Source organism: Caulobacter sp. UNC358MFTsu5.1, assembly GCF_000712075.1.
GTDB lineage: Bacteria > Pseudomonadota > Alphaproteobacteria > Caulobacterales > Caulobacteraceae > Caulobacter.
In genome coordinates this window covers 291,148-304,774 of record NZ_JONW01000006.1, presented here as the reverse complement: position 1 = coordinate 304,774, position 13,627 = coordinate 291,148, and the positions used below count along the sequence as shown (strand labels likewise).

The following is a 13,627-nucleotide window of genomic DNA, read 5'->3' as shown; positions in this document are numbered from 1 at the left end:
TGCTGATGGGGACACGCCCAAGGGCATGTCCCCGGCCCCACCTAGAACGACTTGCGGATCGTCAGGCCCGCCGTGCGCGGCTGGCCGATCGTGTAGCCCAGCCGCGCCCGCCCGCCGCGTTCGCGGTCGAACGACAGCAGGGCGTTCTCGTCGTTGACGTTGTTGACGTAGACGATGACGTCCAGGCCGTTGTCCATCTGCACGCCGGCGCTGAGGTTGATGATGTCGTAGCTGGGCAGCTTCAGGTTCAGGGTCGTGGCGTCGTCGCCCGAGGCCCCGCCGAACGGCAGGCCCGAGACGAAGTCGCGCGGGTTGTCCTCCTGGTCGCTGGGCTGGGTGTAGCGGCTGCCCACGTGCTGGAACGAGGCGGTGACGTAGCCGTCCATGGTCTCGGTCAGGCTGCGGGTATAGGTGGCGTTGATCGAGATCTGGAACTTCGGCACCGACGGCAGGCGGTTGCCGTCGCGGATGCCGCCGATCACCGCGCCCGTGCCGTCCGTGACCGTGGAGTCGAACTCGGCCTCCACCAGGCTGCCCGAGACACCCAGGTCGAAGCCGTTGGCCAGGCGGGCCGTCAGCTCGCCCTCGACCCCCATGGTGTGGGCCTTGGGCACGTTGAACACCACGCGCGACGAGCACGAGCCGGCGTCCAGGGTCGTCTGCAGGTTCTTGATGTCGGTGTAGAACACCGCGCCGTTGAAGCTGACGCGGCCCATCCGCGACTTCATCCCGCCCTCGTAGTTCCACAGGGTCTCGTCGTCATAGCTCTGGTAACCGCCGAAGATGGCCTCGTCCTGCGGCGAGCAGAGCGGCAGGTTCAGCGGGTCATTGACCCCGCCCAGCCGGAAGCCCTTGGACGCCTGGGCGTTGAAGGTCAGGTCGGCGTCGGCCTTGTAGCTGAGCAGTAGGCGCGGGGTGAAACCATCGGACGAGGTCTTGTCGGTCTGGTCGTCGCCGTTGGCGAACAGGCCGCCCGAGGTGAAGCGGCGCTCCTCGTTGAAGTCGTAGTAGCGGCCGCCGGCCGTCACGGTCAGCTTGCCGTATTCGTAGCTGGCCTCGCCGAACACCGCCTTCTGCTTGATGTCGTAGGGCAGCGAGGCGTTGTAGGGCGAGTTGGCCGGGAAGCCGTTGGCCACGGCGGCCGAGGTGCCCGCGCCCAGGGTGGCGTCGGTATAGGCGTCGTAGCCCGGCGTCGGCAGGCGCTGGTTATAGACCCGGTCGACCTTCGAATAGAACGCCCCGACCAGCCACTGCAGCGGGCTGTCGCTGTGCGAGCTGAGCCGCACCTCCTGGGTGAACTGCTCCAGGTCGGTGGTGTCGACCAGCTTGGACGGCAGGGTGACCGCCGCGTCAGGGAAGCCCAGGTCCACCGAGACGCTGCCGGTCAGGGCGCTGGCGTCGCGGTTCACGTCGATCTTGCGGTCGATGTAGCTGGTGACCGAGGTCAGCTCGACGGTGTCGAAGCCGAAGGTGGCGGTCAGGTCGCCCAGGAAGGTCTTGTCGCCGAAGCTCTCGTCCAGCAGCAGGTACTGCTCGCGCTCGCCCATCGTGATGGCCGGGCGGGTGGTGGTGAACGGGTTGGCGAACAGGTTGAACGCCTCCTGGCGGTTGAAGCCGCCGGCCTTGATCTCCTGATAGACCAGGCGCGGGGTGATGCTGATGGCCTCGGTCGGCTGCAGCAGCAGCGAGACCCGGCCGCCGCGACGGGAGCCGTCGTTGACGTTCTTCTTGCGCGTCCCGCCCTCGCCCAGGGCGTCGACGAAGCCGGCGTATTCGGTGTCGTAGCCGACCACCCGCAGGGCGGCCTTGTCCGACAGCGGCAGGTTGACCACGCCCTTCAGGTAGCCGCCGACGTCGCCGCCCTGCAGCACGTTGAAATTGGCCTCCACCGTGCCGTCATAGGCGCCCAGCTTGGGCTGGTTGGTGATGTAGCGGATGGTGCCGCCGACCGAGCCCGAGCCGAACAGCGTGCCCTGCGGCCCGCGCAGGGTCTCCACCCGGTTCAGGTCGAACAGGTCGACGTCGGGCGTGAACAGCGACAGCGAGATCACCGACTCGTCGAGATAGACCCCGACCTGCTCCTTCACCCCCGGCTGGTCGCGGACCACCTGGCCGGCCGAGACGCCGCGCACGGCCACCTGGCTCTGGCCCGGCCCCAGGTTCTGGATCGTCAGGCCGGCCACGTTGCGCGACAGGTCCTCCAGCGTCACCGCGCCGCTCTTCTGGATGTCGGCCTCGGTCTGGGCGTTGATCGAGAAGGGCACGTCCAGGATCGTCGCGTCGCGCTTGGTGGCGGTGACGACCAGCTCCTCGACGGTGTTGTTGGTGTTGGACTGCTGGGCCAGGGCGGCCACGGGCGCGGCGATCGACGCCGCCGCCAGCGCAGACGCGGCCAGCCATGCCTGCCGCCGGTGCTTTACAGAACGCATGAATTCCTCCCGCTTTCGGTTTTCAGCGACCATTTAAAATTATAATTTTCGGCCACAACCTAAGCGTTCTTGCTCGAATCATTGAAAGTCAACGCCAAACCAGACCATTGCCGAGGCGCAATGATCTTTCCCCGTGCGCGTGGATTACGGGCAACAATGTCCAATGAGTTCTTGGCGAGCGGGATCACGCTACAGTCAAGCTCGGAGCCTTTTCCTGCCAAGCGTTACCGCTATCGGCGCGTCGCCCGCTTTACGTTCGCGTGACCTTTCGCCGGCGGAAATCCCGGTCTAGGGTGGCCGCCAATTCAAACTAACGTTTAAAGGGGAGTGCGCCCAATGCGCGAAGCGGTCATCGTCTCTTACGCCCGGACGGGCCTGGCCAAGTCCAACCGCGGCGGGTTCAACAACACCCACGGCGCGGCCATGGCCGGCCACGCCATCCAGCACGCCGTGTCGCGCGCCGGCCTGGAAGGCCCGGAAGTGGAGGACGTGGTCCTGGGCTGCGGCGGTCCCGAAGGCGCCACCGGCATGAACGTCGCCCGCAACGCGGCCATCTGGGCCGGCCTGCCGGTCACCACCTCGGGCCAGACCGTCAACCGCTTCTGCTCCTCGGGCCTGCAGGCCATCGCCACCGCCGCCAACTACGTGCGCAACGACGGCGCCCCGGTCGCCATCGGCGGCGGGGTGGAGTCGATCTCGCTGGTCCAGGGCGGCGGCCACATGAACCGCTTCCACATCACCGAAGACAAGCTGATGAAGGAAAAGCCGGCCCTGTGGATGGCGATGATCGACACCGCCGATATCGTGGCCAAGCGCTACAACATCAGCCGCGAATACCAGGACGAATATTCGCTGCGCAGCCAGCAGCGCATCGCCGCCGCCCAGGCCGCCGGCCTGTTCGACAACGAGATCGTCCCGATGGCCACCAAGATGAAGGTGGTCAACAAGGAGACCAAGGAAGAGAGCCTGGTCGACTACGTGGTCACCAAGGACGAGTGCAATCGTCCCGAGACCACCCTGGAAGGCCTGGCCAAGCTGGAGCCGGTCAAGGGTCCGGGCAACTTCATCACCGCCGGCAACGCCAGCCAGCTGTCGGACGGCGCCGCCGCCGTGGTGATCATGGACGCCAAGGAGGCCGCCCGCCGCAACCTCGAGCCGCTGGGCCTGTTCAAAGGCTTCGCCATCGCCGGCTGCGAGCCCGACGAGATGGGCATCGGCCCGGTCTTCGCCGTGCCGCGCCTGCTGGAACGCCACGGCCTGAAGGTCGACGACATCGACCTGTGGGAGCTGAACGAGGCCTTCGCCAGCCAGTGCCTCTACAGCCGCGACCGCCTGGGCATCGACCCGGAGAAGTACAACGTCAACGGCGGCTCGATCGCCATCGGCCACCCGTTCGGCATGACCGGCGCCCGCTGCGCCGGCCACCTGCTGCTGGAAGGCAAGCGCCGCAAGGCCAAGCTGGGCGTGGTGACCATGTGCATCGGTGGCGGCATGGGCGCCGCCGGCCTGTTCGAGATCTTCTGATCCCGAACAGGCCGGACGACGGCGCCCATCACTTGAGGACGCCGAAATCGGCAAGCCGATTTCGGTGGGGCGCCGCCGGTCTGTTCGAGATCTTCTGATCCCGGATTGATCCCTACGGAGCTATCAAGGCGCGTCCGGCTCGGACGCGCCTTTTTTCGCGCGTGATCTCGCCCCAAAAAAGCGTCATCGAGGCGGGCGATAGTACGTTCCACAAGACCGCTCCCCCGTCGCGGCGCCGGCCATGAACAACCTCATGGCCATCCGGCGCGAATGCTTCTAAAAGCGGCAAAACTGGCAATTTCACTTCAGGCCGTGGGGCGCTGTCCTCTTGGCGTTGACAGTGAAGGGGCCGGTTGACTACCTCGTGATCACCCTTGGACTTGATGCTCGGCGCTGGTCGTCGGGCTCGAAAGACTTGAGCCGCAATGACACAATCCAAGCGGCGCTTGCGCATCGCGATGCTCGGGCTCCGGAGCCTTCACGGCGGACACGGCGGCGTCGAGACCCACATCAAGCACCTCGCCCATCGCCTGGCTGAAGGCGACGCCGAGGTGCTGGTCCTGGAACGCGCGCCCTACGTCACGCCCGACGACCCGGTCGACCCGGCCAACGTCAAGCGCTGGTCGCTGCCCGCGCCCAAGGACAAGCACCTGGAGGCGCTGATCCACTCGACGATCGGGGTGTTCGCCGCGGCCTGGTGGCGCCCGGACGTGCTGCACGTCCACGCGATCGGCCCAGCCCTGGTCACCCCGCTCGGCCGCCTGATGGGCATGCGCGTGGTCGTCACCCACCATGGCGACGACTACAATCGCGAGAAGTGGAGCAAGTTCGCCAAGACCATGATCCGCCTGGGCGAACAGATGGCGGGCCGCTTCTCCAACGGCATCATCAGCGTCTCGGGCCTGGCGGCCAACCGCCTGCGGACCGACTATCCGCGCCAGCGCGTCGAGCACGTGCCCAACGGCGTGCCGCCGACGCCCGCCCCGCGCAAGACCTGGCCCAACGGCGTCGACCCCGGCCAGAAATACATCCTCAACGTCGCCCGCCTGGTGCCCGAGAAGCGCCAGATCGACCTGGTGCGCGCGTTCGAGAAGGTGCGCGACAAGCATCCGGACTGGTCGCTGGTGCTGGTCGGCTCGGCCGTCACCGCCTCGCCCTACGAGGCCGAGATCCTGCAGGCCGCCGCGCCGGGCTCGCGCATCCACTGCCTGGGCCACCAGACCGGCGACGACCTGGCCGCCGCCTTCGCCGGCGCCGACCTGTTCGTCCTGCCCTCGAGCCACGAGGGCAATCCGATCGCCATGCTGGAGGCGATGTCCGCGAGCCTGCCGATCCTGGCCAGCGACATCCCGCCCAATCTCGAGATCGAGCTGCCGGCCGCCTGCTACTACCCGCTGGGCGACACCGACAGCCTGGCCCAGGCGCTGGACGCGGTGATGGGCGGCCAGGCCGAACGGCGGATCGACTGGAGCGACAAGCTCCAGAAGTACCGCTGGGAGGAGGTCACCCGACGGACCGCCAGCTTCTACAACCAAGTGTGCGGCAGAACCTGATGGCGTCCCAATCCGAGGTCGCGGCCCAGCCGGCACCGCTGATCGCCCTGCACATCAACAGCATGGCCTCGGGCGGCGCCGAGAAGATGCGTCTGGTGATCGCCCGCGAGCTGCTGCGGCGCGGCTACCGCGTGGACCTGGTGCTGTGCCAGACCAAGGGCGAGTACATGGCCCAGATCCCCGAAGGGGTGCGGGTCGTCGATCTGAAGGCGCCGCGCACGGTCAACAGCCTGCTGCCGATGGTCAAATACCTGCGGGAGACCCGGCCCGACCTGATGATCTCCAGCCTGGGCTACCACAACACCGTCGCGGTGTTGGCCAACCGGCTGGCGGGCAAGCCGACCCGGGTGTTCGTCACCCAGCACAACAACCTCAGCTCCCAGTCCAGCCAGACCGGCCAGGCCAAGCTGGGGCTGGTGCCCCTGCTCTACCGCTTCGTGCTGCCGATGGCCGACGGCGTCCTGGCGGTGTCCAAGGGCATCGCCGACGACATGGCCAAGGTCGCCGGCTTCCCGCGCGAGCGCATCAACGTGCTCTACAATCCCGCCGCGCCCGAGAACCTGGAGGCCCAGGCCGCCGAGCCGGTCGACGACCCGTTCTTCGACACCGACGAGCCGGTGGTCCTGGCGATCGGCCGGCTGCATGCCCAGAAGGGCTTCGACACCCTGATCGCCGCCTTCGCGGAACTGGCCGCCCGGCGTCCGGCCCGGCTGGCGATCTGCGGCGTGGGCGCCCTGGAGGCGCCGCTGAAGGCGCAGGTCCAGGCCCTGGGCCTGGACGACCGCGTGAAGTTCCTCGGCTTCCAGGCCAACCCCGCCAAGTACCTACGCCGCGCCGACCTGTTCGTGCTCAGCTCGCGGTTCGAGGGTTTCGGCAACGTGCTGGTCGAGGCCCTGGCCTGCGGCACGCCGACGGTCAGCACCGATTGCCCGCACGGCCCGGCCGAGATCCTCGACAACGGCCGCTACGGCCTGCTGCCGCCGGTCGACGACGTCTCGGCCCTGGCCAAGGCCATGGCCGACACGCTGGACAATCCGCTGCCGAGCCAGCTGCTGGTCGATCGCGGCCTGGAGTTCTCGCCGGAGAAGGTGGTCGACCGCTACCTGGCCGTCGTCCGGCCGCGGGCGGCCTGAGGCGTCTCGGGCGCCACGGCGATCGGCGGCTTGAAGCTCTCGTCCATCACCGCCCGCACGCGGGCCTCGTAGTCGACGTCCTTGGGCAGGTCGGCGTCGGCCGGCCAGTCCTTCAGCACCCGCGCCTCGAAGGCGTCGTAGGTGGTGATCAGCCGGGCGGGGTTGCCGGCGACCACGCAGCCGTCGGGGATCGACCGGGTGACCACGCTGCCGGCCCCGACCACCACCCGATTGCCGATCGACACGCCCGGCAGGATGATCGTGCCCGCCCCGACGAACACGTCGTCGCCGATCCGGATCCGGCGATAGGTGAAGCGGCGGCCGCGCTCGTCGCGCATCAGCCAGCCCGAACCGTCGTGGTTCACGAAATTCACGTAGCCCGAGATCGTGACCCGGTCGCCGATCTCGATCAGGAACGGCTCGGTCCCGAAATTGTGGCTGAGGATCCGGCATCCCTGCCCGACCTTCACCCCGCAGCGCCGCGCATAGACGTCGCCCTTGAGCACGACGGACAGCACCCGATCGTAGAGCTTGGCGAACACCTTCTTGATCATCCGATCCTCTTACCCGTCGAAACTCTACCGTAAGGACCGAACCCGATGGTCGTCGCGAACGCCGCGCGCCGCCGCCGTTCGGTCCAAGTCTGGCGATAAACAGCGTCGCACGGTTTGGCGACAGCTGATGCATTGATGATCACGTTCACACGTCCAGCAAATCTCTTTGGCCGTTGTTTTAGCTTCACTTGACCCGGTTTGGTGCGAGCCTCTATCTGGGCTCGCAAGTCGCCTCCGGCTATTCGAGCGTACCCACACATGACCAGCTCAGGCGCGGCCGCGCCGTCCCCGCACGACAAGCTGGCCTTCCGGCACGACATCAACGCCCTTCGGGCCATCGCCGTGACCTCGGTGGTGCTGTACCATTTCCACCTGCCCTACGCCTGGGGCGGCTTCGTGGGGGTGGACGTCTTCTTCGTCATCTCCGGCTTCCTGATGACGCAGATCGTCACCAAGCGGCAGGCCCAGGGCAATTTCAGTGTCTGGACGTTCTACGCCGACCGGTTCTACCGGATCGTGCCGGCCCTCTGGACCGTCTGCTTCGCCATCCTGATCGGGACCTCGATCTGGCTGGACCCCCTGAGCCTGCGCGGCGTGGCCCGCAGCGTGGCCAGCTCGATCACCTTCCTGTCGAACTTCGACTACGCCACCCAGGGCGGCTATTTCGGCGGGGCGTCCGAGGCCAACTGGCTGCTGCACACCTGGTCGCTGTCGGTCGAATGGCAGTTCTACCTGCTCTATCCGCTGCTGTTCGTGATCATCGCCGCCTGGGCGCCGCTGCGGGGGCGCAAGATCGCGGTGCTGGTCGCCATCGGCCTGCTGTCGCTGCTGCTGTGCGCGGCCGTGCCCCTGACCCGCTACGACGCCCTGCTGCGCACCAGCTTCTTCCTGCTGCCCGCCCGCGCCTGGGAGCTGATCGCCGGCGGCCTGGTCGCCCTGGCGCCGTGCGACCGCCTGGGCCGCCGCGCCAAGACCGCCGCCCTGGTGGTCGGCCTGGCGCTGATCCTGGCCTCGGTGCTGGCCTTCAACGGCGGCACGGCCTGGCCCAGCCTGGCGACGGTGATCCCCGTGGCGGGTGCGGCCCTGGTCATCGCCGCCGGCCACGGCTCGGCCGGCTGGACCCGCTTGCCGGGCGTGCAGCCGCTGGGGCGCTGGTCCTATTCGATCTATCTCTGGCACTGGCCGGTGATCGCCGGCTTCACCTATTTCGCCGTCGAGAACACCGCCCTGGCGATCGTCGCGGGCGTCGTCCTGTCGATCGCCCTGGGCTGGCTCTCCTACGTCCTGATCGAGCAGAAGCTGACCCGCCGCCTGTTCGACCGCCGCAGCCCCTCGGCCCGGCCCGGCGTGATCCTCAACGGCGCGATCGCCGCCCTGCTGGTGCTGACCGCCGGCGTCTTCGCCACCCGCGGCCTGGAAGCCCTGAAGTTCCCGCGCAGCGAGCCCACGGTGGTGGCCGCCGCCGACCGGATCAAGGTGGCCGCCGGCGACTGGAGCTTCCCCAAGTCCTGCGCGACCTATCACGTGACCCGCACGGGGCTGCGCATCTGCCGCCAGGGCGGCGGCGGACCGGTCGAGACCTTCGTGATCGGCGACTCCTACAGCGAGGAGATCGCGCCTCGCTACCGCACCCTGCCGCGCGGCCCCGCCGACCCGGCCGTGGTGTTCGTCACCCGCCCCGGCTGCGCGCCCCTGCCCGGCGTCCAGCTGCGCGGCTCGATCAAGAACTGCGGCGCCTCCACCGACGAGGCCCTGGCCATGGCCAAGACGGGGAACTATCCGCGCGTGGCCATCGTCGCCTCGTGGCTGGGCAGCTTCAACAAGGCCGAGGGCGAGCCCTCCCGCGGCCGGGTGTGCTTCGAGCGCGGCCTGACCTGCCGGGCCAGCGGCGACGAGACGGTCTATCTGCAGGACGCCACCGCCGCCTTCGCGCGCCTTGGCCTGGTGATCCGCGACCTGCGGGCCAAGGGCGCCGAGGTGATGGTCACCAAGACCTTCCCCCAGGCCTCCGAAGCCGACCCCAAGCGCCTGTTCGCCCGCCTCTACCGGACCCGGGCGCTGGACGACTTCGGCGTGCCGACCGGCCAGATGCGCCAGACGGCCGCCTATCCGAACCAGCTGGTCGATAGCCTGGGCGGCCCGGACGGCGCGGTCCTGGTGGATCCGCTGGACCACCTGTGCGGCGCCGACTGCCCGCTCGTCACCGACGGAACGCCGCTCTACTACGATGTCAGCCATATCCGGACCAACACCGTGTCCAGCCCGGCTTTCGCCTTCCTCGACCCCTACATCCTGCCCCGCGGCGCCCAGCGCTGATCCTTCGCCTCTCGAGCGCCCCAGGTTTCGATGATCATCAAGTCCACCGTCCTCTACGCCCCCGCCATCATGGCGCCCCGGGCCGCGGCGTTCATCCTGGTCCTGCTGCTGACCCGGCGGCTGGGACCGGCCGAGTTCGGCCTCTACGCCCTGGTGACCCTGGTCGGCGAGATGCTGGACATGGGATCGTCCAACTGGATCCGCTTCTCCCTGCTGCGCAGCGACATCTCCACCCCCGCAGTGTGGCGCGACGGCCTGGTCAAGTCGGCCCGGCTGAGCGTGGCCTTCATGAGCCTGGCCTGCCTGGTCGGCCTGGGCGTCGCCTACTGGATCGCGCCCGGCCGCGCCCTGACCTTCGCCGTCGCCGTCGCAGCCTATGTCGTCTCGAACTCGGCCCTGCGCCTGGGCCTGGCCACCCTGCAGCTCCAGGGCCGCAAGCTTGAGCAGAGCGCCCTGGAGACCGCCCGGGCGGCCGGCTTGCTGTGCTCGGGCTGGATCGCCAGCGGCCTGCATCCGGACTTCGCCTCGGTGGCCCTGGCCAACGCGGCCGTGACGGGGGCCTTCGCCGCCATCGTCCTGACCCGCGGCGCCCTGACCCTGCCGGCCGGCGGCGCGGTCGGCGCCAGCTATCGCAGCCGGATCGAATACGGCCTGCCGATCGTGGCCCTGACCTTCGTGTCCTACATGGTGGCCAGCTCCGACCGGGTGTTCCTGAAGCTGCTGGGCGGCGCGGCCAGCGTCGGCATCTACGCCGCCTCCTATTCGATCGCCCGCACGCCCAGCGACATCATCGGCAACGCCATGAACCAGGGCGGCTTCCCCGAGCTGATGCGCCGCCACGACCAGGCCGGCGTCGACGGCGCGGCGCAGTTCGTCCGCAACGCCTTCGAACTGATGACGGTGCTGCAGTTCACCGTGCTGGGCTTCAGCGCCGGCCTGTCGCACGCGATCGCCAACGCCGTCCTGCCGCCGGCCTATCGCGACGCGGCCATCCACCTGCTGCCGATAATCACCGCCGGCGCGGTGTGCATCAGCCTGAAGGCCTATGTCTTCGACAACATCTTCCACGCCACGCGGAAGAACTGGCTGCAGTTCTCGACCTACGCCCCGGCGGGCCTGGTCACCGTCGCCGCCTCGCTGCTGCTGATCCCGCGCCTGGGCGCCCTGGGCGCGGCCCTGTCGTTCCTGCTGGGATCGTTCTGCGGCCTGATGTCCAGCTACCTGCTGTCGCGCCGGTTCATCAACGCCCGCCTGAACATGGTCGAGCTGGCCAAGGCCGTGGCGCTGGGCGTGATCGGCGGCGGCGTCGGCCACCTGACCTGGATGGCCCTGCCGGCCCATCTGCCGGCCCTGGCGGTGTTCGCCGCGGCCGCGACCGCCGGCCTGACCGTCTGGGCGGTCGCCGCCGTCCTGCTGCGCCCCAAGCTGATCCGCGGCCCGGTGGACAAGCTCACCCGCAAGCTGCTGAAGCGCGCCCCGGCCCAGGCCTGAGGCGAAGGGGCCTGACGCGAAGGGGCCTGGCGCCGGCGTCAGCCCGTCGGAGCGTCCGGCTCGAGCACGGCCCAGTAGCGGCTGGTGGCCATCTCCGGCGAGTACATCCGGGCCCGTTGTTCGGCCAGGGCGCCGTAGCGCCGCCGCAGCTCGGGGTCCTGCAGCAGTTGCAGGGCCGAGGCCATGGCGTCGACCCGGTCGACCGGCGTGAGCACGCCGTAGGTCGCCGCGACCTTGTCGTCGAGCGGGCGGCGCGGCTCGTCGGCCAGCACCTCCGACGGTCCCGAGGCGCAGTTGGTCGAGATCACCGGCACGCCCAGCGACATGCCCTCCAGCAGGCCGTTGGGGAAGCCCTCGGCGTTGGACGGCAGCACGAAGATCTCGGCCCGCGAGACCACGGCGAACGGATTGGCCGCGAAGCCCGGCAAGGCGATCCGGTCGGTCAGGCCCAGCTCGGCGATCCGCTGGACCAGGGCCGGCCGCTCGGGCCCCTCGCCCAGGATCACCAGCTTGCCGGGCGCGCCCGAGGCGGCGAAGGCGTCGATCAGCAGGCGGAAGTTCTTGTTGGGCACCAGGCGCCCCACCCCCACCACGAACGGCGGCTCCAGCGGGATCGACGGCGCTTCGGCGCCCTTGGCCCGGATGGCCTCGACGTCGACGGGGTTCTCGATCACCACGATCTTGTCGCGGGCGATGCCGAAGTTCTCGACCAGGCTGTCGGCGACGCCGGCCGAGACGGCGATGATGCGCTCGGCCAGGCGATAGGCCGTGCGCACGGTCAGCATCTTCACCGCCTTCAGGCGCGTGGTGCTGAAGTGCGAGGCGGTGTCGACCCGTTCGCTGATCACGCAGCGCACGCCCGTCAGCCGGCCCACGGCCACGGCGGCGACGTTGGCCCGGGTCAGGAAGCTGAGCATCAGCCTGGGCTTCAGGGTCCGGACCAGCTTCAGCAGCTGGCGGATGCTGGCCAGTTGGCCGCCCCGCGCGTCCAGCTGGTGGACGGTCACGAAATCGGGCGGGGTGTAGGCCGCCGGCTCGTTGTCCAGCAGGGCCAGGTGCAGACGCCCGTCCGGCGCGCGGTCCTTCGACCGCGCCAGCAGGGTGGTCATCACCCGCTCCGCGCCGCCGCCCGCCAGGGAGTTGATCACGAAGAGGTAGTTCGCGTCGGTCTTCGCCACAATGGAGCCTGTGCTGGATTAGATCGACGAGCGGGGAGGATCCCCGCCGGGCAAGGTCCGGGAACCGAGGTCGCGGCTATGCTGGGCCGTCATCAGGTCCGGCGGCTGTTCGGTCACCAACCACGGCATCCGCAGCCTGGGCAGGCGCCGCACCGCATGGGTCATGGTCGATCCCGCGAACATCAGGAAATAGAACACCGCGGGATTCTTGGCGCCGAGCGTGTTGTTCGACATCGCCGCCGTCAGGAAGATCACCGCCGACAATTTGACCAGGGTGTCGCCCCGCAGGGCGAACCACGCCACGATCACCACCACCATGCCGAGGTAGAAGATCGTGAACGGCATGCCGTACATGAACACGCCCAGCACGAAGGCGCTCTCGACGCTGGGGGTCTGGAACAGGCGGACCGACCAGTCGGCGGCCGTCGTGTTGCCGATCCCGAAGATCAGCTGGTGCGGGCTCAGATACTGGATCATGCCGAACTGCCAGACCCGGGTGGCCGCGCTCTTGTCGTAGAGCCCGCCGCCGATGCGATCCAGCGCCCCGCTGGCGATGGCCACGATCACCACGATCGGGATCAGGGCCGCGATCAGCAGGGACTGGCTGACCAGCCAGGTCTGGCCGATCTGGCTCTTGGGCTTTTCCTTGCCCAGGGCGATCAGCGCGGCCGGCACGAAGGCCGCGCCCGCCAGCACCGTCGAGACCCGCGCGCCGGAGAAGAACACGCACAGCACGAACAGCAGCGACACCCCGGCCTTGACCAGGAACGGCTTGCGCCAGCGCATGACCAGCGGCGCGGCGGTGGCGTACATCAGGCCGCTCATCAGCGGGTGATTGAGCAGCGCGGCCGGCCGGAAGATGCCGCGGGCGCCTTCCAGCGGCGCCGGGACGAAGCGTCGCTTGAGGATGAATTCGGGGAACAGCAGCAGGGCGTTGAACAGCAGGGCCCAGATCAGGGCGGCGTACACCTTGGTCCGCCCCTCCGCGCCCACCTTGCCCAGGATGAACAGGCCGGCCGCCGCGACCGCGTAGGAGTCGACCAGATAGCCGACCGCCACCGCCTGGCCGGTCACCATCGCCCAGGCCACGCCGCCCACCACGATGGTCATGACCATCGAGGCGGCCAGCTTGAAGGTCTCCATGCCGGGCGGGCTCTTGCGGTTCCAGGCCCGGCAGAAGACGATCATGATGATGTAGGTGCCCGGCGAGATCTTCATGAGCGGGTTACCGCCCTGCGCGCCGTAGCCGTAGAACAGGCTCAGGAAGTTGGCTTGGCCCAGCACCCGGACCACCGTGCCCAGCACCAGTCCCCAGACGAGGTCGGCGTTGGGTTCGGCGGCGGCGATCCTGTCGGCCAGCTTGCGGCCGCCCCGGCGAACGGCGTCGATGGCGGTCATGTCAGGCTCCCCTCGTCGCGCGGGAAGCGGGCCGTCCGAACACTGTGCATG

Annotated in this window: 9 protein-coding genes; 5 read left to right on the top strand and 4 right to left on the bottom strand. The window is 68.9% G+C overall.

The window, feature by feature from the left end; translation table 11 throughout:
- Nucleotides 1-41 precede the first annotated feature (41 nt).
- The gene (locus BR39_RS0110135; RefSeq protein ID WP_029910843.1) at nt 42-2,429 is read right to left on the bottom strand and encodes a TonB-dependent receptor; all 2,388 of its coding nucleotides are present in this window, start codon (nt 2,427-2,429) and stop codon (nt 42-44) included.
- A gap of 336 nt (nt 2,430-2,765) precedes the next feature.
- Between BR39_RS0110135 and BR39_RS0110130 the strand changes: the two genes are divergently transcribed.
- From BR39_RS0110130 to BR39_RS0110120, 3 genes are all read left to right on the top strand, one after another.
- Nucleotides 2,766-3,953 (top strand): acetyl-CoA C-acyltransferase, encoded by a 1,188-nt coding sequence (locus BR39_RS0110130; protein ID WP_029910840.1) that lies wholly within the window; start codon nt 2,766-2,768, stop codon nt 3,951-3,953.
- Nucleotides 3,954-4,411: 458 nt separating this feature from the next.
- Nucleotides 4,412-5,506 carry a glycosyltransferase family 4 protein gene (locus tag BR39_RS0110125; protein WP_197026672.1) on the top strand — a complete coding sequence of 365 codons (1,095 nt, stop codon included), beginning with the start codon at nt 4,412-4,414 and terminating at the stop codon, nt 5,504-5,506.
- Nucleotides 5,506-6,639 (top strand): glycosyltransferase, encoded by a 1,134-nt coding sequence (locus BR39_RS0110120; protein ID WP_035018337.1) that lies wholly within the window; start codon nt 5,506-5,508, stop codon nt 6,637-6,639. Before BR39_RS0110125 ends, BR39_RS0110120 begins: the two co-directional genes overlap by 1 nt.
- Here the strand turns inward: BR39_RS0110120 and BR39_RS27345 are convergent.
- Nucleotides 6,606-7,193, bottom strand: coding sequence for a DapH/DapD/GlmU-related protein (locus BR39_RS27345; protein WP_051695393.1), 588 nt, complete (start codon nt 7,191-7,193; stop codon nt 6,606-6,608). The genes BR39_RS0110120 and BR39_RS27345 overlap by 34 nt on opposite strands.
- 258 nt (nt 7,194-7,451) lie before the next feature.
- Here BR39_RS27345 and BR39_RS0110110 point away from each other — a divergent pair, with 258 nt between their 5' ends.
- Nucleotides 7,452-9,509 (top strand): acyltransferase family protein, encoded by a 2,058-nt coding sequence (locus BR39_RS0110110; protein WP_051695388.1) that lies wholly within the window; start codon nt 7,452-7,454, stop codon nt 9,507-9,509.
- Nucleotides 9,510-9,539: 30 nt separating this feature from the next.
- Entirely contained in the window at nt 9,540-11,000 is a 1,461-nt protein-coding gene (locus BR39_RS0110105) for a lipopolysaccharide biosynthesis protein (protein ID WP_029910826.1), read from the top strand.
- Between the two features lie 38 nt (nt 11,001-11,038).
- Here BR39_RS0110105 and BR39_RS0110100 read toward each other — a convergent pair whose 3' ends face one another.
- Together BR39_RS0110100 and BR39_RS0110095 are read right to left on the bottom strand one after the other, a co-directional pair.
- On the bottom strand, nt 11,039-12,178 hold the full coding sequence (locus BR39_RS0110100; RefSeq protein WP_081916660.1) for a glycosyltransferase: 1,140 nt from the start codon (nt 12,176-12,178) through the stop codon (nt 11,039-11,041).
- 18 nt (nt 12,179-12,196) lie between these two features.
- Nucleotides 12,197-13,576: a hypothetical protein gene (locus tag BR39_RS0110095; RefSeq protein WP_029910820.1), complete on the bottom strand. Its 1,380-nt coding sequence runs from the start codon at nt 13,574-13,576 to the stop codon at nt 12,197-12,199.
- Nucleotides 13,577-13,627 lie beyond the last annotated feature (51 nt).

Excerpts from the sequence above, each read along its gene's own strand:
- BR39_RS0110135 (WP_029910843.1), bottom strand. The coding sequence starts at position 2,429 with ATGCGTTCTGTAAAGCACCGGCGGCAGGCATGGCTGGCCGCGTCTGCG.
- BR39_RS0110125 (WP_197026672.1), top strand. The coding sequence starts at position 4,412 with ATGCTCGGGCTCCGGAGCCTTCACGGCGGACACGGCGGCGTCGAGACC.
- BR39_RS0110105 (WP_029910826.1), top strand. The coding sequence starts at position 9,540 with ATGATCATCAAGTCCACCGTCCTCTACGCCCCCGCCATCATGGCGCCC.
- BR39_RS0110110 (WP_051695388.1), top strand. The coding sequence starts at position 7,452 with ATGACCAGCTCAGGCGCGGCCGCGCCGTCCCCGCACGACAAGCTGGCC.
- BR39_RS0110120 (WP_035018337.1), top strand. The coding sequence starts at position 5,506 with ATGGCGTCCCAATCCGAGGTCGCGGCCCAGCCGGCACCGCTGATCGCC.
- BR39_RS27345 (WP_051695393.1), bottom strand. The coding sequence starts at position 7,193 with ATGATCAAGAAGGTGTTCGCCAAGCTCTACGATCGGGTGCTGTCCGTC.
- BR39_RS0110095 (WP_029910820.1), bottom strand. The coding sequence starts at position 13,576 with ATGACCGCCATCGACGCCGTTCGCCGGGGCGGCCGCAAGCTGGCCGAC.
- BR39_RS0110130 (WP_029910840.1), top strand. The coding sequence starts at position 2,766 with ATGCGCGAAGCGGTCATCGTCTCTTACGCCCGGACGGGCCTGGCCAAG.